12 protein-coding genes and 2 pseudogenes are annotated in these 18,584 nt (G+C 73.6%); 6 read left to right on the forward strand and 8 right to left on the reverse strand.

Annotation, left to right across the window (positions count from 1 at the left end):
• From G6R25_RS11205 to G6R25_RS11225, 5 genes and pseudogenes are all read right to left on the reverse strand, one after another.
• Positions 1–752: pseudogene (locus G6R25_RS11205) on the reverse strand (DivIVA domain-containing protein); the annotation flags it as partial.
• Positions 753–755: 3 nt separating this feature from the next.
• Entirely contained in the window at positions 756–2,096 is a 1,341-nt protein-coding gene (mshC, locus tag G6R25_RS11210) for a cysteine--1-D-myo-inosityl 2-amino-2-deoxy-alpha-D-glucopyranoside ligase (protein WP_205447057.1), read from the reverse strand.
• A 131-nt stretch (positions 2,097–2,227) separates the two neighbouring features.
• Entirely contained in the window at positions 2,228–3,007 is a 780-nt protein-coding gene (locus G6R25_RS11215) for an SCO1664 family protein (protein WP_163552932.1), read from the reverse strand.
• 157 nt (positions 3,008–3,164) lie between these two features.
• Entirely contained in the window at positions 3,165–3,707 is a 543-nt protein-coding gene (locus G6R25_RS11220; RefSeq protein WP_163552933.1) for a DUF3090 family protein, read from the reverse strand.
• A 6-nt stretch (positions 3,708–3,713) separates the two neighbouring features.
• Positions 3,714–4,553 (reverse strand): histidine phosphatase family protein, encoded by an 840-nt coding sequence (locus tag G6R25_RS11225; RefSeq protein WP_163552934.1) that lies wholly within the window; start codon positions 4,551–4,553, stop codon positions 3,714–3,716.
• A gap of 198 nt (positions 4,554–4,751) precedes the next feature.
• On the opposite strand from G6R25_RS11225, the gene G6R25_RS11230 reads away from it, so the two are divergent.
• Complete coding sequence (locus G6R25_RS11230; RefSeq protein ID WP_163552935.1) at positions 4,752–7,163, forward strand: AAA family ATPase; 2,412 nt, start codon at positions 4,752–4,754, stop codon at positions 7,161–7,163.
• Between the two features lie 10 nt (positions 7,164–7,173).
• The gene (locus tag G6R25_RS11235) at positions 7,174–8,961 is read left to right on the forward strand and encodes a glycosyltransferase family 39 protein (RefSeq protein WP_235948055.1); all 1,788 of its coding nucleotides are present in this window, start codon (positions 7,174–7,176) and stop codon (positions 8,959–8,961) included.
• On the opposite strand, the gene G6R25_RS11240 is transcribed toward G6R25_RS11235, so the two are convergent.
• Positions 8,919–10,511, reverse strand: coding sequence for a glycosyltransferase (locus G6R25_RS11240; protein WP_163552937.1), 1,593 nt, complete (start codon positions 10,509–10,511; stop codon positions 8,919–8,921). The two genes, G6R25_RS11235 and G6R25_RS11240, sit on opposite strands and share 43 nt — an antisense overlap.
• 276 nt (positions 10,512–10,787) lie before the next feature.
• On the opposite strand from G6R25_RS11240, the gene G6R25_RS11245 reads away from it, so the two are divergent.
• From G6R25_RS11245 to G6R25_RS11260, 4 genes and pseudogenes are all read left to right on the forward strand, one after another.
• Positions 10,788–12,281, forward strand: a complete 1,494-nt coding sequence (locus tag G6R25_RS11245) for an NAD(P)/FAD-dependent oxidoreductase (RefSeq protein WP_136449022.1) — start codon at positions 10,788–10,790, stop codon at positions 12,279–12,281.
• Positions 12,282–12,671: 390 nt separating this feature from the next.
• The gene (locus tag G6R25_RS11250) at positions 12,672–14,507 is read left to right on the forward strand and encodes a glycosyltransferase family 39 protein (protein WP_163552938.1); all 1,836 of its coding nucleotides are present in this window, start codon (positions 12,672–12,674) and stop codon (positions 14,505–14,507) included.
• 318 nt (positions 14,508–14,825) lie between these two features.
• A complete protein-coding gene (locus G6R25_RS11255; protein ID WP_235948057.1) occupies positions 14,826–15,983 on the forward strand; it encodes a glycosyltransferase family protein in 1,158 nt (385 codons plus the stop codon).
• Positions 15,984–16,199: 216 nt separating this feature from the next.
• Positions 16,200–16,389 (forward strand): annotated as a pseudogene (locus G6R25_RS11260) (DUF5703 family protein).
• A 24-nt stretch (positions 16,390–16,413) separates the two neighbouring features.
• On the opposite strand, the gene G6R25_RS11265 reads toward G6R25_RS11260, so the two are convergent.
• Together G6R25_RS11265 and G6R25_RS11270 are read right to left on the reverse strand one after the other, a co-directional pair.
• A complete protein-coding gene (locus G6R25_RS11265; protein ID WP_163552942.1) occupies positions 16,414–16,860 on the reverse strand; it encodes a hypothetical protein in 447 nt (148 codons plus the stop codon).
• A partial coding sequence (locus tag G6R25_RS11270; RefSeq protein WP_163552939.1) for a sensor histidine kinase occupies positions 16,848–18,584 on the reverse strand: 1,737 nt, incomplete at its 5' end. The genes G6R25_RS11270 and G6R25_RS11265, both read right to left, overlap by 13 nt.

An 18,584-nucleotide genomic window follows, 5' to 3' on the forward strand; every position in this document is an offset into this window, starting at 1 on the left:
GATCCGCCCGGGAAGGCGTCGCCGGCCGCCTGTGGGGCGGACGCGCCGGGGACGAAGCGGTCCTGCGTACCGCCGGCGGGGGATCCAGCGCCGGCGGTGGGGAAGTCGCCGACCCCGGCGGGAGCGGGGCCGGCGGGGCCGGCCGCTTGCGGCGGGGTCGCGCCGGCCCGGGCCAGGTCGGTGACGACGCGGTCGACCTCGTCGGAGCCGAGGATGCGGCGCAGTCGCAGGACCGTCCCAATGATCTCCCCCTGCTGGTGACGGAGGGTGTCGAGGGACGCGGAACTGCGGACGATCTCGTCTGCCAGCTCACGGCGGCGTTCCAGGGCGAGCCGGCGGCTCTCCTCCACCGCGTCGAGCAAGAGCTTCTCGGCCTGCTCACGGGCCTCGCGAACGATCGGATGGTTCGCCCCGGCGTCCTCGATCACCTCCTCTAGGGCGGACTCGGCGATCTGGCGAGCGCCGTCGATGATCTCGTCGGCCTCCCGCTGGGCGATGGCGAGCATCTGCCCGATCCGGCCGCCGGCCTGGGCTGCGAACTCCGCGGCACCGGCGGCGCCCGCGCTGCGCTCCCGCTCGTGCTTGAGTGCGCTCTCCGCGGCGGCCGCACGCGAGGTCACCTGGCTGGCGTACCGCCACAGCGTGGCGAGGTAGTCGTCCACCTGGCGCGGGTCGTAGCCGTGGGCGACCTCGTCGAAGGCGGGCCGTTCGGTCGCCGCCCCGGTATCTGTCCTGCGGTGGTGGGCCCCCATCCATCAGCTCCCTCTGGGTCGGACGGGTTCAAGGTCTACACCGAGCAGTGTGTCAACGAGCCTCGAGACGAGCGCAGGCGCCTCCCCCCCGGCACCCACCGCACCGCCAGAACCGCGAGGGGACGCGCCAGTCGGGCCACTGCTGCTAGTCGGGCCGCTGCCAGCCGGGCCGCTGCCAGCGGCGCCCGCGTCGGCGAGCGCCGCGTCGACCCAGGCGTCGACCGCGGCGAGGGCACCGGGGGCGTCGAGGTCGTCGGCGAGCCGTTCGCGGACGGCGGCGAGCACCTGCGTCGCGTCCGGGCCGGCGGGCAGGGCGACGGCCGCCCGCCACCGCTCGACCCGGGTCACCGCGTCCGACAGCAGGCCCGCCGTCCACTCCCAGCCGCCGGTGTGACGGTGGTCGAGCAGGGCGAGGCGCAGCGCGGCCAGGTCCGTTCCGACGCGGCGCAGCCGGGAGACGAACTCCAGGTTGCCGCGCGACTTCGACATCTTGTGGCCGTCGAGGCTGACCATCGCTGTGTGCACGTAGCTGCGGGCGAACGGGCGAGTACCGGTGGCGACCTCGGCGTGCGCGGCGCTGCACTCGTGGTGCGGGAAGGTCAGGTCGGTGCCCCCGCCCTGGATGTCGACGACGCCGCCGAGGTGGTGGCGGGCGATCGCAGAGCACTCGATGTGCCAGCCGGGCCGGCCGGGGCCGAACGGGGAGGGCCATGACGGCTCCCCGGGACGCTGCGCCCGCCACAGAAGCGGGTCGAGGGGGTCCTTCTTGCCGGCGCGGTACGGGTCGCCGCCACGCTCGGCGCAGATCGCCAGCATCTCGGCCCGGGACAGGTGGGAAATGTCACCGAACGCGGGGGCGGCGGCGACGGAGAAGTACAGGTCGTCGTCGACGTGGTAGGCCGCGCCCCGGTCGACGAGCTCGGCAACCATCTCGACGATCATCGGGATCGCCTCGACCACACCGACATAGGAGTCCGGGGGGAGCATCCGCAGCGCGGTCATGTCCTCGCGGAACAGCTCGATCTCCCGGTCGGCGAGGTCACGCCAGTCGAGGCCGTCCCGGTCGGCCCGCTCGAGCAGGGGAGCATCGACGTCCGTAACATTCTGCACATATAGGACGATGTGGCCGGCATCCCGCAGTACCCGCTGCGCGAGGTCATACGTCAGGTACGTGAACGCATGACCCAGGTGCGTCGCGTCATACGGCGTGATGCCGCAGACGTAGAGACGGGCCGTGGGCGCGGAATCCAGGGGTCGCACGCTCGACGTGGCCGTGTCGAAGATCCGCAAGGGCCGGCCGCGGCCTGGAAGTGGACGTATCAGAGGAGATGGCCACGCCTGCATGCGTGTCAGAGTAACCGCGAACGGTTCCCTCGGCGGGCACAAGACGGGTAACCATCCCGTAACCGACCTGCGAAAACGGCTACAGGGCCGAACATCACCGTCCGTAAGCTGACCATTCAGGAATCGCCGATTCAGAACGGCGGCCACGGGATCGGCGGCCAGTCCCCCGAAGGCAGCGGGAAGCGGCCCTCGTCGAGCAGCCGGTGCACCCGGGTGGCCAGCGCGGCAAGCTCGGTGACGGTGATCAGCTCGGCGAGCCGGTCACCGAGGTCGCCGGCGAGCGCCTCGCGCAGGCAGCCGAGCAGGGCCCTCTCCTCGGCGACCAACCGCCGGCCCCGCCACGTCCACAGCAGCGTGCGCAGTTTGCCCTCCGGGTGGAAGGTGACGCCGTGGTCGATGCCGTGGATGCGCCCCGACAGCGCGGGCAGCAGATGCCCGCCCTTGCGGTCGGCATTGTTGATGACGGCGTCGAACAGCGCGATCCGGCGCAGCTGCGGGTCTCCGGAGCGGGTGAGGGCTACCAGGTCGACGGTGACGTCGGTGTCGATCCACAGCTGGGCCATGCCCTCGCCGAACGGGCCGTCGCGCAGGACCGTCGGCGGCACGATCCCGAGGTCGAGGTGGGCGGAGACCTCGTAGGCGGCCAGCTCGCGAGCGGCGAGGGTGCCGTCGGGGAAGTCCCACAGCGCCCGTTCCCCGCGAACCGGCTTGTAGACGCAGCGCCCGGCGACGTCGCCCGCGGTGATGTCGCAGTACAGCGTCGCGTTGCTGGCGTCGGCGAGCCTGGCGCTGACCGTCAGCTCGCCGCGGCGCAGCAGGTCGAGGGCGGCAGGGGCGTCGAGGCCGCCGCCGTCGATCGGATCGAGTGGCGGCCGCCGCCCCGGAGTGGGACCCGCCGCGGGAACACCCATCAGCCCAGTGTGTCCGCTGCATACCGGCTCTGTCTCCGGGTCCGGATGGTGACCGGGGTCTCTCCGACACGAATCCGCACCCCGCGGCCCCGACCGGTCCCCGAAGCCGCCGGAGCCGCGGCCCGACCAGGCGCGTCCCCCGGGCGCTGGGCGAGCATCAGAGCCGGTGTCCGTTCTGACGCGGGCAGACGTGGTCGTCGTCGAGGGGCTGGCCGCACAGCGGGCACGACGGGCGCCCGGCGTCGACGAGCCGCCCCGCCCGGCGGGCGAAGGCACGGGCGGCGCCCGCCGCCACCAGCACCCGCAGCGCGTCGGGGCCGTCCGGATCGCCGCTGAACCCGGCGGCCGACCCCTCGCCGCCGGCCGCCTGCGCCTCGACGACGACGCGGCTGCCGCGCGGATCCCACCCGAGGGCGATCGTGGCGACCCGGAAGTCCGCCTCGATCGGCCGCTCCAGCGGCGAGGTCTCAGGCGCACCGACGGGTGCGACGAGCCCGGCCGCGACCCCGCGCCGGCCCAGCTCGTCGAGCAGCTCGGTGAGCTGCTCGGCCAGCAGGACGACCTGGGCCTTCTCGACCGCGACCGTGACCAGCCTCACCCCATCCCGGGCCTGCAGGTAGAACGAGCGGGCCCCGGGCGAGCCGACGGTGCCCGCGACGAACCGCTGCGGTGGGTCGAAGACGTGTATCCGGCGTGCCATGGCCGATCAGACCGCTCCCCCGCCGGCGGGCGGCGGGTAGGATCCGGCGCCCCCGCCGACGACCTCGTCGGGGCTCAGCGCGGCCGGGGGCGCCGAACCGTCCCCGGCGGCCGAGTCACCGGGGCCACCCGCGATGCCAGTGGTGCCCGCGATGCCGGCGGTGCTCTCCGTGGACTCGCCCTCGGGCTTGGGGGGCGGCGGGAGCAGCTCGACGACGTCGCCGCCGATGTCGTTGATCCGCCGGACGAACGGTCGCCGCTCGCCGTAGCGGATCACCGTCAGCGAGCACGGGTCGACGGTGATCCGGTGGTACATGTCGAGGTGCATGCCCAGGGCGTCGGCGACGATCGTGCGGATAACGTCGCCGTGCGAGCACAGCAGCCAGGTCGCGTCCGGGCCGAGCCGGTCGTTCCACTCCCGCACCGCGGTGACGCCGCGGGCCTGGGTGTCGCGCAGTGCCTCGCCCTCGGGCCCGGGGAACACCACGGCGCTGGGATGGCTCTGCACCACCGCCCACAACGGATCCTTGGCCAGAACGGCGAGCTCCTGCCCGGTCCAGTCCCCGTAGCGGCACTCCCCGAACCGCTCGTCGACGGCGACCGGCTGGACGCCGCCGGGAGCCTGCGGCCCCTCGGGCCGGCAGGCCGCGATCGTGCCCGCCGTCTCGCGGCAGCGCTCAAGCGGGCTGCTGACGATCGCGGCGAGCGGGATGTCCCCGAGCCGACCCGCCAGGCCCGAGGCCTGCCGCCGGCCCCGCTCGTCCAGGCTGACGCCCGGGGTCCAGCCAAGGAGGATCTTGCCCGTGACGGCGGTCAGGCCGTGGCGGACCAGCAGCACAGTGGTCAACCGGTCGGTCCCTTCAAGATCGGACGGGTCCGCGACGCCACCGGACCCGCGGGCGGCCATAACCGGGCGCGGCGCGAGGCCGCGGCCCCGGACACGCCGGGTGCGGACCACGGCGCGCCCTGACACAGCCACCGGTGATACCACGCTACCCAGCGGGCTTCGCCGGGCGCCGAGTGGTGCGTCGTTACGCTTCCCGGCATGCCCGACGAGTACCCGACCGCCGCCGCCCCGGGACCCGATCCCGCCCCGGAAACCGAGCACGACGACGCGGCCGCGGACCCGGCGGCGGTGTTCTCCGCGTTCTGCGAGGCCGCGCTGTGGCCGGGGCTGGGCCGCACGACGGCCGCCCGCCTGCCCGCCGCCGGTATCACCCGACCCGGGAACGTCGACGTCGGCCGGCTCGGCACCGTCGAGGGTGTCACCGGCCCGCGGGCCCGCCGGCTCGCCGACAGCTTCCGCGCCGCCGCGGGCACCTACGCAGTCGTCGAGCTGCTCGTCGCAGCGGACCTGCCGGCCCGCCTCGCCCGGGGGGCCACCGACCGGTTCGGCCCGACCGCCGCCGAGGCCCTGCGGGCCGACCCATGGATGCTGCTGACCGCCACCGACGCCGAGATCGGCCAGGCCGACCGGTTCGCCCGCCGCCGTGGGCTGCACCGCGACGACCCGCGACGCGGCCCGGCGGTGCTCACCCACCTGCTGGACCGGGCGGCGACGCGGGCCGGGGACACGGCCGGCCCGGTCGGCGCCGTGCTGCAGGCCGCCGCCCGGGAGGGAGTGGCCAATCCTCGCCGGGCCCTCGACGCCGCCCTCGACGACGGGCGGATCATCGCCGTCGGCGACCGGATCGCGCTGGAGCGCTATGCGATGGCCGAGCAGTCCATCGCCGACGGCATCGAACGGCTGGTGGCCACCGCCGAGCCGCTGCGCGAAGGCGCGCCCAATGTGCGCCGCCGCCCAGACGACGACAGCGACGAGGACAGCGACGAGGACGCGGCCGAGGCGCACACCGCGGCCACCCCGGCCGCGCCGCCGCCCGCCGCGTTGATGTTCGACGACGAGGGCGCCGCGGGCGACGGCCCGCCGATCGGCCGGAACCCGACGGACGACGACGCCGAGGGATCCGAGTGGTCCGGGGCCGAGGGGTCCGAGGTCGATGGGTCCGAGGTCGAGGACGCCGACGGCCCGGCAGGCCCGTCGGGATCGGCCGGCGGGGCGGGCGGAGCCGGCGGGGCGGGGGACGACCCGGTGGACGGCCTGGACGAGGTGCAGCTCGCCGCGGCCCGGGCGGCCCTGGAGTCGGGGATCAGCGTGCTGACCGGCGGGCCGGGGACGGGCAAGAGCCGCACCGTCGCCGCCGTCGTCCGCCTCGCCTGGGCGGCGGACGCTCAGGTCGCGCTCGCCGCGCCGACCGGTCGGGCCGCCAAGCGGCTCGAGGAGCTGTGCGGGGCGCCGGCGAGCACCCTGCACCGGCTGCTCGGCGCGCAGGGCCGCGGCGGCGGCTTCGCCCGCGGGGAGCACAACCCGATCGACGCCGACCTCGTCGTCGTCGACGAGGCGTCGATGCTCGACGCCGAACTCGCCGCCGCGCTGCTCGACGCCTGCGCCGAGGGCACCCATCTGATGTTCGTCGGGGACCCCGCCCAGTTGCCGAGCATCGGACCGGGCCAGGTCCTCACCGATCTGCTGGAGTCCGGCGAGGTCCCGGTGACGGAGCTGCGCCGGCTCTACCGCCAGGTTGACGGCGGGGCGATCGCGATGATGGCCGCCGCGGTGCGCGGTGGGGAGCTGCCGCCGCCCCCGTCGGGCCCCGGCCGCGAGGTGGTCGTCGTCCCCTCGGGCAGCTCCGGGGAGGCGGCGCACCGCACCGTGCAGCTCGTCACCGACTCGATTCCGCGCGCGTTGGGAATCCCCTCCGCCGAGGTCCAGGTCGTCACGCCGGTGCATGCCGGGCCGGCCGGCACAGGGGCGCTGAACGCGGCGCTCAAACGCGTCCTCAACCCGGGCACGGGCGCCACGTCCGGTTTCGACGTCGGGGACCGGGTCGTGGCGACGGCCAACCACATCGATGTGGGGTTCGCCAACGGCGAGATCGGCACCGTCGTCGCCGCGGGCGAACGCGGGGCGCTGCGGATCGCCTTCCCGGGCGGAATCGTCGAGGTGCCCGCGGGGATCCTCGGCGATCTGCGGCACGGCTGGGCAGTGACGGTGCACCGGGCGCAGGGCAGCGAGTGGCCGGCGGTCGTCGCCGTCTTCCCCCCGGAGGCCGGCCGGATGCTGACCCGCCCGTTGATCTACACGGCGCTCACGCGGGCGGCGACGCACCTGTCCATCGTCGCCGTGAACGGCCCCGCCGTGCGTAACGCGGTGCGCCATACGGGCGGACGGCGGCGGCTGACGTCGCTCGCCGCCCTGCTCGCCGGAGAGATCGCGGGCGAGCTGACCGAGGACGACGACGACCCGGACACCGGCGAAAGACCGGGTGATGCCCGCACCGGCGTCGCCGTGTCCGCCCGTGCGGCGGCAGAGGACGGCCGCGAAGGTCTCGGGTCCGGTGCCGCGGCACCGCGCGCACGGGTCGCCGGCTCCGGGGTGGCCGATGAAGATGGGTAGCGTTCCCATCGTGGACGCAGACGCACCCGGGACGGCCGCCACCGGCCGGGAGGCCGGGTCCCTGCCCAGTCCGCGCCTGCCCCAGCAGGCACCGGACGGCGACCCGCACGAAGGCCCCGCCGGCGACGCAGCTGCGGCAGCCGTCCCCACCACGACGACGGCAGTGACTATCGTCACGGCACCGGGGGCCTGGCAGCGTCGGCTGGAACACGTCGAGCGGTTGGGGCGGGTAGCGAGAATCCGGACCGTGCCGCTGGTCCCGCGGCTGCTGGTGGCCGCCGTCGCGGTAGCGGTCGCCATCGGCGCGGTGATGCGCTTCGCCACGCCGAGCCACCTGTGGCTCGACGAGTCGCTGACGGTCGCGATCGCCTCCCGACCGGTGCCGGACCTGCTCCACTCGCTGCGCCACGACGGCTCACCGCCGCTGTACTACCTGCTGCTGCACGGCTGGATCAGCGTCTTCGGCGACGGCGATGTCGCGGTTCGCGCCCTGTCGGGCGTGCTGTCGCTGCTCACGCTGCCGCTGGCGTGGTTCGCCGGGCGTCGGGTCGGGCGCACCGCCTACGCCGCGGGCAACGGCGAGCGCGACGCCCCGATGTGGGTGGGCGTGGCGACGCTGCTGATGTTCGCCTGCTCCCCGTATGCGATCCGTTACGGCAGCGAGACCCGGATGTACTCGCTGGTCGTGCTGCTGGTGCTGGTGTTCGGGCTCACGGCGGTGCGCGCGTTGGAACGCTCGACGCCGCCCCGCCTGGCGGCGCTGACGCTGGCCACGGCGGCACTGGTCTACACCCACTACTGGACGTTCCTGCTGATCTTCACGGTGGCGGCGTTCCTGCTGTTGCAGGCCCGCCGGCGGCCGCACTACCGCCGGGTCACGCTGCGGGCGTTCGCGGCGATGGCGGCCTCGGCGGCGCTGTTCGCCCCGTGGATGCCGTCGTTCCTGTTCCAGATGCTGCACACCGGTACCCCGTGGGCGCCGAAGGTGCAGGCCCAGGTGCTGCTGGACACGGTGTTCGACTGGGCGGGGCCGCAGTCGACGGGGGCGCTACTCGGCGTGGTGCTGCTCGGCGGGGCGCTCATCGGCCTGACCGCCCGGCCGGCCGGCGGCCGGGAGCTCGCGGTCCGGGTGACCGGCCGGGTGCCGGGCCGCTACCTGGCGGCGATCTGGCTGCTACCGCTGGTGCTGGCGTACTTCGTGAACTCGTTCGGCGGCAGCGCCTACGCCGAGCGGTACACCGGCATCGCCCTGCCGGCGTGCCTGCTGCTGGCCTCCCTGGGCATCGCCCAGCTCCCGGGGACGCGGGTACGGGCGATCGTGCTGGTTCTGGCCGTGTTCAGCGGGCTGGTCGGCGGCTGGCAGCTGGCCCGCACCGAACGCACCCAGGCCGGGGAGATCGCCGGGCGGATCGTCGCGCTCGCCCGGCCGGGCGACGTGGTGGCCTACTGCCCCGACCAGCTCGGCCCGGCCGTGCACCGGGCGCTGGTCCGGCACGGCCCGCTGACCGTCCGGGAGATCGTGTACGCGGACGCCAGCGGCCCGGCGCTCGTCGACTGGGTCGACTACGCCGACCGGATGCAGCGGGCCAACGGCACGGCGTTCGCCGACGAGGTCAACGAACTCGCCGGTCCCGACCACGCGGTCCTACTCGTGCGCGCCGACGGGTACCGGTTCCTGGAGGGCGCCTGTGCGGTGCTGTCCGACCAGCTGGCGACCCTGCGCGACCGGACCGTCCAGGTCGAGCGGCGCGACCTCTACGAGGGTGCGTCGCTGGAACGCTTCTCCACCCTGCGCTGACCGCCGACGCCGAGGGCCGCGGCGGCGAGGACCAGCAGGCCCATCGGCAGCGTGTAGTGGTTGAAGAACGTCTGCTTGTTCATCAGGTTCAGCGCGAGCAGTACCAGCGCGGCCCCGAGGCAGAACCCGGTGGCGTCGCCGCGCGCCCGCCAGGCCGCGTAGTACGCCGCGACCAGCGCCACCGCAGCCGGCGCGAAGCCGAACGCGACCCCGAAGTGCGCCGCCCAGCCCGGCACGGACAGGGAGTGGCCGAGCACCCGGTAGTGCAGGTTCGTCCAGACGGCGTCGTCGACGAAGTCCCCCGGCCCGGCCAGCACCCACGGGACTACGAGCAGTGCCCCCACCCCCGCGGCCACGGCCGTGCGCCGCGGCCCGAACCGCGGCCAGGCCACCGCGACCGGCAGCAACAGGGCGACGTGCTGCTTGGTGGCCAGCGCGAGGGCCAGGGCGACGACCGCCGTGCGCCCGTGGCCGCCTCGGACGGCCAGCACCATGGCCGCGAGGCAGGCGACAAGCAGCGGTTCGGTCCACGACTGCTGCAACGCGTACATCGACTCAGGGAAGATCACCACCAGCAGCGGCAACACGGCAACCGCGACCGACCACCCGGCCCCGCCCACACCGGACACACCGCCTGCACCGGACGCACCGGACGCACCGCCGTCATCGCGGCGGCCGGTGGCGAGACCGCGCGCGCAGGCCGCCGCCACCGCGAGCGCCAGCAGCAGGCCGTAGCGGACGTCGCCGAGCAGCAATCGTGGCGGCGCGAGCAGCACCGAGGTGATCGGCAGGTAGGGGTAGACGTCGAACAGGCCATCGACGGGGTAGGCGGCGCGGTTGGGCGCCCACTGCTGGCGGTACATGTCCGCGCCGTGCGTCAGCCCTGAGGTGGAGACCTGCAGCAGGTGGAACACGTCGATGCGGGGCACGGGTGCCGCCCGGATCGTGGCGATACCCGCGGCGCCCGCCAGGCCCAGCACGACCCAGAACAGCGCGGGTGAGCCGAGTGCCCGCCGCGCCGCCGCGAGACCCACTGCCACCGGTGCCCCAGCCGCCGACCTGCCTGCCCGCGGGACCGCGCCGGCCGGCGGGGCCAGCGCCATCAGAATCGCGGCGGCCGCGAGCAGGCCCGCGATGATCGCAAGCGCGTCGGCGACGGCGGCCAGCGGCCCGGCGGCGTAGTAGCGGGGATGGCGCACGATCGGCCCCAACCCGACGGTGAGCGCGACGAGCAGCCAGCCACCGACCCACGCCCGCCCGTCTCCGGCGACACCCCACCCGACGACACCGCCCGCGGTGACACCGCCCGCGGACGCCACGAAGGATTCGGTCGACGGGCGGTGGTGGACGGTGGCGAGCGCGGCGGCCGCGACGCCGAGCAGGACGCCGGCCATCGCCCACGCGCCGTACCGGCCGTCCTTCGCCGCGATGCCCCAGGCGAGCACGCACCAGCCGACGAGGATCGCCGGTAGCGTCCGGCGCGGACCCGAATCGGCACCTTCGGGCCGCGCCGCGGCTGCCTGCCGCGAACCGAATACAGGCAAGCCCATGTCCGCACGATGCCAGAGCGGGACCGGGGCACGGTCGGCGGACTCACCGCGATGGACAGGTGGAAGGCAGGCAGGGGGGCAGGCAGGGGGAATAGTCCGGATGTACCACGCTTGATCGTGCCGGTGACGGTGAGGGGGTGCGGGTGGGTCACAGCCGTCCGCATGCGAGACTTGCCCCCCGAGGCCGGTCCCAGGGTCCGGCGCCCCCGGCGGTGGATGCCCGGCATCCGGCCGCGGGAGTGACCATGAAAGTGCGTTGAGGAGAGGTCCGGCACAGTGACCGAAAAGCCAGAGGTAGTCGTCATCGGAGCCGGGCCGGCCGGTCTGACCGCCGGCTGGGAGCTGGTGAAACGGGACGTGCCCGTGACGATTATCGAGGGTGACTCGGTCGTCGGCGGAATCAGCCGTACCGCGCAGCGGGACGGCTGGCGTTTCGACATCGGCGGCCACCGTTTCTTCACGAAGGTACCTGAGGTCGAGAAGCTCTGGCACGAGATCCTGCCGGACGAGGACTTCCTGCTCCGGCCGCGATCGAGCCGCATCTACTACAACGGGAAGTTCTTCGACTACCCACTCAAGGCGGCGAACGCGCTCGGCGGATTGGGCCTGGTGGAGGCGGCGCGCTGCATTGCCTCCTACGCCGCGGCCCGCGTGCGCCCGCCGCAGGACCAGAGCAACTACGAGAACTGGCTGGTGGCCCGCTTCGGCTGGCGGCTGTACCGCACGTTCTTCAAGACCTACACCGAGAAGCTGTGGGGCGTGCCGGTCAGCGAGATGCCCTCGGACTGGGCGGCGCAGCGCATCAAGAGCCTGTCCATGATGAACGCCATTGTGAACTCGGTGCTGCCCAAGCGGAACCAGACGGATATCACCTCCCTCATAGAGGAGTTCCAGTACCCCAAGTTCGGGCCTGGAATGATGTGGGAAACCGCCACCGACAAGATCGTCAAGCAGGGCGGTCGAGTGGTCTTCGAGGAAAAGGTCCGCAAGATTCATCACGCTGACGGCCGGGCGACCGGTGTCACCACCACCGTGACCGGCGGATACGGCCCGGGTGCCGGCGCGCCGGAATCGTCGCGCAGCGACCTCGGCAGCGAATACCAGTACCCCGCCGACGAGATCATCTCGTCGATGTCTTTCTCGTCGCTGGTTCGTGTGATGGACCCGCCGGTGCCCGACCACGTCTTGGCCGCGGCGAACGCGCTGAAGTATCGCGACTTCCTTACCGTCGCCCTCGTGGTGCCGGAGGAGGCCGGATTCCCGGACAACTGGATCTACATCCACTCCCCCGCCGTCAAGGTCGGGCGGATCCAGAACTTCGCCTCCTGGTCGCCGTTCCTGGTGAAGGACAAGCGGACCTGTCTGGGCCTGGAGTACTTCGTCTTCGAGGGCGACGAGACGTGGAACAGCTCGGATGAGGACCTCATCTCACTCGCCACCAAGGAGCTGGTCGAGCTCGGGCTCATCCGGGCCTCCCAGGTCGAGCAGGGATTCGTCGTGCGGATGCCGAAGGCGTACCCGTACTACGACATGCAGTACAAGAACAACGTCGATATCATTCGGGCCTGGCTGGCCGAGAACACGCCGAACGTGCACCCGGTCGGCCGCAACGGCATGCACCGGTACAACAACCAGGACCACTCGATGCTGACCGCCATGCTGACCGTCGAGAACATCGTCGACGGCACGAAGCACGACGTGTGGGAGGTCAACGTCGAGGAGGATTACCACGAGGAGGTGTCGTCGCCCGCCGGCGCAGCCAAGCGCTGACAGCCGGACCGACCGGCTGAGCGCGGCGGCTCGGCCCACCCGGACTTTCGGGCTGGGCCGGGGCCCTGCCACAGCCCATGGAGGACCCGGCCGGGATCTTCGATGGTCGTCGAACGGTCGCCGTCGGCGTGCCGTCGGCGACCGACCCGACCAGAATGCGGGACGGTACGCTCCGCGGCGCCCACTCGGCGCGCCCCGGTGGCGGCTTCGGTGGCCAGCCCACCGCCCCAGCACGCAATCCGCGGTCTGTCCCCCGCGCCCGCCCGGCATCGCCGCGGCGCGGGGGGCTGCCGCACGAGACCTGCACCGGGTGCGGACCTGCCTGGTCGGCCGATCGTGGCCCGGCCGACCTCGCCGCACCGCGGGCAACGTGGACGGAAGGGACTGACCGTGACGGATGTCGCGGTCCGGCCGGCGGAGCAGCTCCCCGGGCCGGTCGACCGGGTCGGGGATGCACCCGACCGTGCGGGGCGGGTGTTCGCCGCGGTGGTGGGGGTGCTCGTCGCCGCCGCGGTCATCGTGCGTTTCACCGCCAACCAGGCGCTGTGGCTTGACGAGGCGCAGAGCGTCGCCATCGCGCGGCTCCCGCTGCGCGGGTCGGGCGTCACCCTGTGGGACGGCCTGCTGCAGGACGGCTCACCACCGCTGTACTACCTGGTGCTGCACGGGTGGATCACCGTGTTCGGGGAGAGCAACCTCGCCGTCCGCTCCCTGTCCGCGCTGATCAACACCGCCGCGGCGTGGCCGCTGTTCCTGCTGGCGCGGCGGGTGGTGAACGCCCGCGCGGCGAAGGTCACCGTCGTGCTGTACCTGACCTCACCGTTCGCGCTGTACTTCGGCACCGAGACCCGGATGTACAGCCTCATCGTGCTGCTCACTGCGCTCGGCGGGCTCGCCATGGAACGGGTGCTGCGGGCACCGTCGGTACGTTCGGTGATCGGCCTGGCCCTCTCCACCGGCTGCCTGGCGCTGACCCACTACTGGTGCCTGTACCTGCTGCTCACCGTCTCCGTGTGGCTGATCGGGCTGCTCACCCTGCGGCCCTGGTACCGCGCCCGCCACGCGCGCCGCTCCCGGCAGCTCAGTGCGGCGTCGCCGAACAGGCCGGCGTCGTCGGCGGCGGGACCGGTGTCCGCACCGACCGGGCCGCTCCCCTCCCACCCAGGATCGGCGTCCCAGCCAGGAGCGGCGTCCATGCCGGTATCGGGAGCCGGGGCGGCCGGCGGTGTGCCGGTGGTGGGTCGTCAGGGCGGCGCGCGAAGCCACCGCTCGTCCGGCCGGTACCTGACCCCGCAACGGCGCGGGCCGGTCTACGGGCTGCTCGGCATCGTCGGCGGCGCGATCGTCTTCGCCCCGTGGCTGCCGAACTTCTTCGACCAGCTCGCCCACACCGGCACCCCCTGGGGCGCGCCGGCCAACTACGCGGCGATCTCCCATGCCTACGGCCAGTGGGCCGGCGGCCCGACGACGCTCGGCCGGCTGCTGCTGTTCCTCATCACGGGCCTGGCCGCCGCCGGGATCGCCGGGCGCAGCCCCGGCGGCCGGTTCGTCCTGATCGACCTGCGCGGTCTCGAACCGGGCCGTACCATGTTCTTCCTCGCGACGGGCACCCTCGTCGTCGCGGTAACGGCCGGCAAGCTCGTCGGCAACGCCTGGGCCGACCGGTACACCGCCACCGCCTTCGTCCCGTTCCTGCTCGTCATCGGCCTCGGTGCGACGGTCATCGGAGACCGGCGGATCTTCCGCGGGGTCGTCGCCGTCGCGGCGCTGGCCGGCCTGCTCGCCGGCACGACCGACGTCCAGCGGGAACGCTCGCAGGCCGGCGAGGCCGCCCAGGTGCTCGAACAGCTCGCCAAACCCGGCGACGTCATGCTGGTCTGCCCGGACCAGCTCGGCCCCGGGCTCGCCCGCACCGTCCCGCCGTGGATGAAGGTGTACGTGGTACCGACCTACGCGCCACCGGACCGCGTCAACTGGGTCAACTACGAGGACCGTAACGAACACGCCGACGGGCGGGCGATCGCCCAGCGCGCGTTGACCGAGGCCGGCCCGCAGCACACCGTCTTCCTCGCCGGCTCCGGCTCCTACCGGACCTACGAGGAGCTGTGCACCGTGGTCCGCGGCGCCCTGCAGAACGCCCGCCCGCACGCGGACGAGGTCATGGAGCAGGGCCTGCCCGCGAAGGTGTACGAGAACTACTCACTGCAGCGCTTCCAGGCGTCGTGAAACTCCGCGCGGGGGACGTCCGCCCACCCTGGTCCGCAGCCGGGCTCGACCCCGGCGACCGGGACGGGCCCGCCCCCCGCGCACGACTCCACCGCCGGCCCAGTCGGCCCCGCCGGTCCACACGACCCCGCAATACAGCGCGAGCCCGCTCCGGCTCGTGACCCTGTCATCCAGCGGGAGCCAGCCCCGCACGACGACCTGAGCATCCAGGGCGACGGCTCCCGGGCCGCGCCGCGCCGACGCGCCGGGTCCCGTCATGGCGTCGGGTCCCGACCCGCCCCGGCCCGCCAGGACGACCCGTGGTGCCTGCGGGAGGTCGTGCTCGCCTGGCTCGCCGCCCGGCTGGTCGTCCTCACCGCCCTGGCGATGACGAAGTTCGTCGCCGACAACGCCCGCGGCGATCAGGGCGTCCGGCTGCAGACCACCGACCTGCTCGGCTGGGACGCCGGCTGGTACAAGACGATCGCCGAGGCCGGCTACAGCGGCGCCGGCGATGAGAGCCGCCGGTTCTTCCCGCTGCTGCCCGCGCTGGTGCGCGTCCTGTCCCACCTGCCGGGCGCCGGCGACCACGTCGGCATCGTGCTGCTGCTGGTGGTCAACCTGTGCGCCCTCGGTTTCGCCCTGGCGCTGGTCCGCCTCGCCCGCGTCGAGGGGCTCGGCTCGGACACGACCTTCCGGCTGATCTGGTTCTCCGCCCTCGCCCCGCCCGCGTTCGTCCTGGTCATGGGGTACTCCGAGGCGCTGGCCGGGCTGCTGGCGGTGGCGGTGTTCCTCGGCGCGCGCAGCCGCCGGTGGGAGCTCGCGGCCGCGGCCGCCCTGCTCGGCGGGCTGTGCCGGCCGCTCGGCGTGCTACTGGCCGTCCCCGTCGCCGTGGAGGCGGCCCGCGGGCTGCCTCTGCCTGGCCTGCGCCGCCTCGGCCCCCCGCCGCAGGCCGTCGTGGGCCGGGCGCGGCGAGCCACGTCCGCGGGCGGCATCGGTATCGGCGGACGCGACCTGCTACGCCGGCTGGTGGCCGTGCTCGCCGCACCCGCCGGCGCCGCGATCTACGTGATCTGGTCGGCCCGGACCTACGGCGACGGCCTGGCGCCGTTCACCCTCCAACGCGACGCGGCCCGCCATGGCAGCACCGGCAACCCGCTGTCGGTGCTGTGGCACGCCGCCCGCGGGACTTTCTCCGGCGAGCTGGGCACGGGTCTGCACGTGCCGTGGCTGCTGCTGGCCCTGCTCGCCCTGGTGGTGATGGCCCGGCGGCTGCCCGTCTCCTACGTGCTGTGGAGCGCGCTGGTGCTCGCGGCCGTGCTCACCGGCAGCAACCTCGACTCGGCGGAACGCTATGTGTACGGCGCCTTCCCGTTCCTGCTGGTCGCGGCGCTGGTCACCGCCCGTCGGGAGGTCTTCACCTTCGCGCTCGTCACCTCGACGGCGGCGATGACGCTCTACGCCACGCTGGCCTTCACCCTCTCCTACGTCCCCTGAGGCCTCCTACGTTCCCTGCGGCCCCGCCCGTCGCGCGCCCGCCGGCCCGCCCCGGCGTGTCATGATCGGCCGGTCGGTACGAACCCGTAACAACCAGGCCCCCACCCCGCCGCAGACACATGCGGGAGGTACCGGGAGGGTTAATGTAGTCGGACCGTACGGTGATCCTGCCCCCACCGTGAGTCGAATCGTCCACTACGTCGAGGTCAGGTCGCTTTGGCTGGGGTCGAGCTGGAATACCAGAAGCTGTACATGCCGCCGGGCAGCCGTCCAGATCCTGACGATGCACGCCGAGTTCGGCGACTGGGAGCTGGAGCGCCTGCGGCTGTTCCCGGACGGGTCACGCCGCGTCGTCCTGCGCCGCCGCCGACGCCCGGGCGGCCTGCCCGGCTACCTGCCCACCTGACGCCGGCCCCGGCCCGACTCCCGATCAGCGGCCGACCTCGCGGCGAACCTGGGCGGGCGTGCGCACCTCCACGGCGTCCGGGGCAATCCCGCGGCTTTGCAGATGCCGCCCCGACAGCGCCCAGCCGGCCAGCGGGACCCCCGGCGAACCCGGCTGGCCAGCCTGCGCCGAGCCGGTGGACGGGTCGAGGGACCAGACGTCGGCGCGGAACCACACGTCGCGCCACCGGACGTCCTCGTCGGCCCGCAACTGGACGAAGCGGCGGCCCAGGACCTCGCAGGCGACCTGCACCGCGGTACCCGGGCTGTGCTCGAAGCCGCCGGACGGCTCCGTCCGATCGGCCACCCACCGGCTGCCGTCCAGACTGACCTGCACCAGATAGGCGAAGGTGACCGACGGGCAGTCCACCGGGGCCTCGGCGGACGGTCCGAGGCCAGAGGCGGACACTGCGTCGTCGGTCACAACCACCATGATGTCACGCAGCGACGGCACCAATTAAACGACGGGTAACACTTCGCGGACGAGCGGCACGGGACTGCCTGTCCAGCGCGTGCGCCTCCCAGCCGCCGTGATGGGCCGGCCCCCCGAGCCTGCGTCAACTGGCGCGCGTGAGCAAGGGCGTGGGCGGGCACGGCAGCCGGTGGAGTGGGGTGCGACCGGGGGACGGGCGGGGCTGGCGCGACGCTGCCAACAGTGCCCGCGGTGGTGGTGGCGAGGTTGACCTCGACGACGATCTCGCCGTCCTGGGCAGTCATCCGTAGCCGGCCGCCATGGACCTCGACGAGCCGGCGCACGACATACAGGCCGAGTTGGGCGCCGTCCTCGGGGCGGGGCTCGGCGCCGGGGCGGCGGCCGAACGGTTCGAACAGGCCGCGGATGGTGTCGGGGTCGAGGTCGGGTCCGGGGTTGCGTACGCGTAGGACGGCTTCGTCGCCGACCTGCCCGGCGGTCAGCCGGATCGGGGCGCCAGGCTGAGCGTACGTGGCAGCGTTGTCGAGGAGGTTCGTGACGAGCTGGTGCAGCGCGTCGTGGGCCATCCGGACGGGCAGGCGGCCCGCGGCGTCGATGATGACGCTGCTCGCGCGGGCGGGGACGGCGGCCCGCAGCGCCTCGACGACCTCGGCGAGCACCGACGGCAGGTCGGTGCGGACGTCGTCGTCGACGGCGGTGGCGGTGGCGGTCGCCGCGGTGAGCATGTTCTCCAGCAGGCGATGCAGGCGCCGTGAGGACCCGGCGGCATCGTCGAGCAGCTCGTCGATCCGGGTGTCGGACAGGCAATCGCGCTGGCTGCGCAGGGTTGCCAGGGTGGCGCGGATGCCGGCCAACGCTGCGCGGAACTCGTGGCTGACGGTCGTGACGAGTTCGCTACGGAGCCGGTCGGTCTCCTCGATGCGGGCCATGAGGCTTTCCTGTCCTTCGTAGAGCTGGCCGCGGTAATGGGCGGCCCGTTGGCGGGATTGTTCGCCGTGACGGCGCAGGACGAGCTGGACGCCGGTGAGCGCGACGACGAACCCGGCGACGATCCACACTGGTCCGAACGGGTCACGCCCACCCGCGACGGTGTGTCGCACGACGCGGGCGGCGATGAACACGGCGGGAAGGCCGAGCAGATGGGTTGCCCAGTCCTCGTACAGGGCGAGCAGGGCGGTGACGACGACGAAGTGCAGGACGAGCTGCCAGGCGCCGCCGGCGAGGAACATCAGGATCGTCGAGGAGCACAGCAGTCCGGCGCCGGCGGCCAGCGTGCGGATTCGCTGTCCCCCCGGCAGCGCCGCGGCGGCGAGCAGCAGCAGCGGCGGCAGCACGGCGACCAGGGCGTGGCCGACAGACGCGCCCCGATAGCCGGCGTAGCCGGCGATCAGCGGCAGCGGCAGCGGCAGCGGCAGGTGCAGGTGCAGGTGCAGGTGCAGGATCCAGCAGACCAGGATGTGACGGGCCTTCCAGTCCGCGGGCGGCAGGCCCCGCGGAAGCCACCCGCCGGCGGGTAACGGCGCATCGAAGGCCGGCCGCGCCGGCCGCGATGCGGGCACCGCCGCGAATGCTGACGCCGCTGGGGGTTCGGGCGCGGGCGCCGCTGGACGGTCGGCGGGAGTCGCAACCTGCTGTCGCAACCGTCTCACCTCGTCGGCGAGCTCCGCCATCTGCGCGGCGAGCTCCTGCTTCTGCGCGGCGAGCTCCTGCTTCTGCGCGGCGAG

The sequence above is a fragment of the Candidatus Frankia alpina genome (genome assembly GCF_902806485.1).
Taxonomy (GTDB): Bacteria; Actinomycetota; Actinomycetes; order Frankiales; family Frankiaceae; genus Frankia; species Frankia alpina.

Coding starts and splice junctions, on each gene's coding strand:
- mshC (WP_205447057.1), bottom strand. CDS start 2,096: ATGCAGGCGTGGCCATCTCCTCTGATACGTCCACTTCCAGGCCGCGGC.
- G6R25_RS11215 (WP_163552932.1), bottom strand. CDS start 3,007: ATGGGTGTTCCCGCGGCGGGTCCCACTCCGGGGCGGCGGCCGCCACTC.
- G6R25_RS11220 (WP_163552933.1), bottom strand. CDS start 3,707: ATGGCACGCCGGATACACGTCTTCGACCCACCGCAGCGGTTCGTCGCG.
- G6R25_RS11230 (WP_163552935.1), top strand. CDS start 4,752: ATGCCCGACGAGTACCCGACCGCCGCCGCCCCGGGACCCGATCCCGCC.
- G6R25_RS11240 (WP_163552937.1), bottom strand. CDS start 10,511: ATGGGCTTGCCTGTATTCGGTTCGCGGCAGGCAGCCGCGGCGCGGCCC.
- G6R25_RS11265 (WP_163552942.1), bottom strand. CDS start 16,860: ATGGTGGTTGTGACCGACGACGCAGTGTCCGCCTCTGGCCTCGGACCG.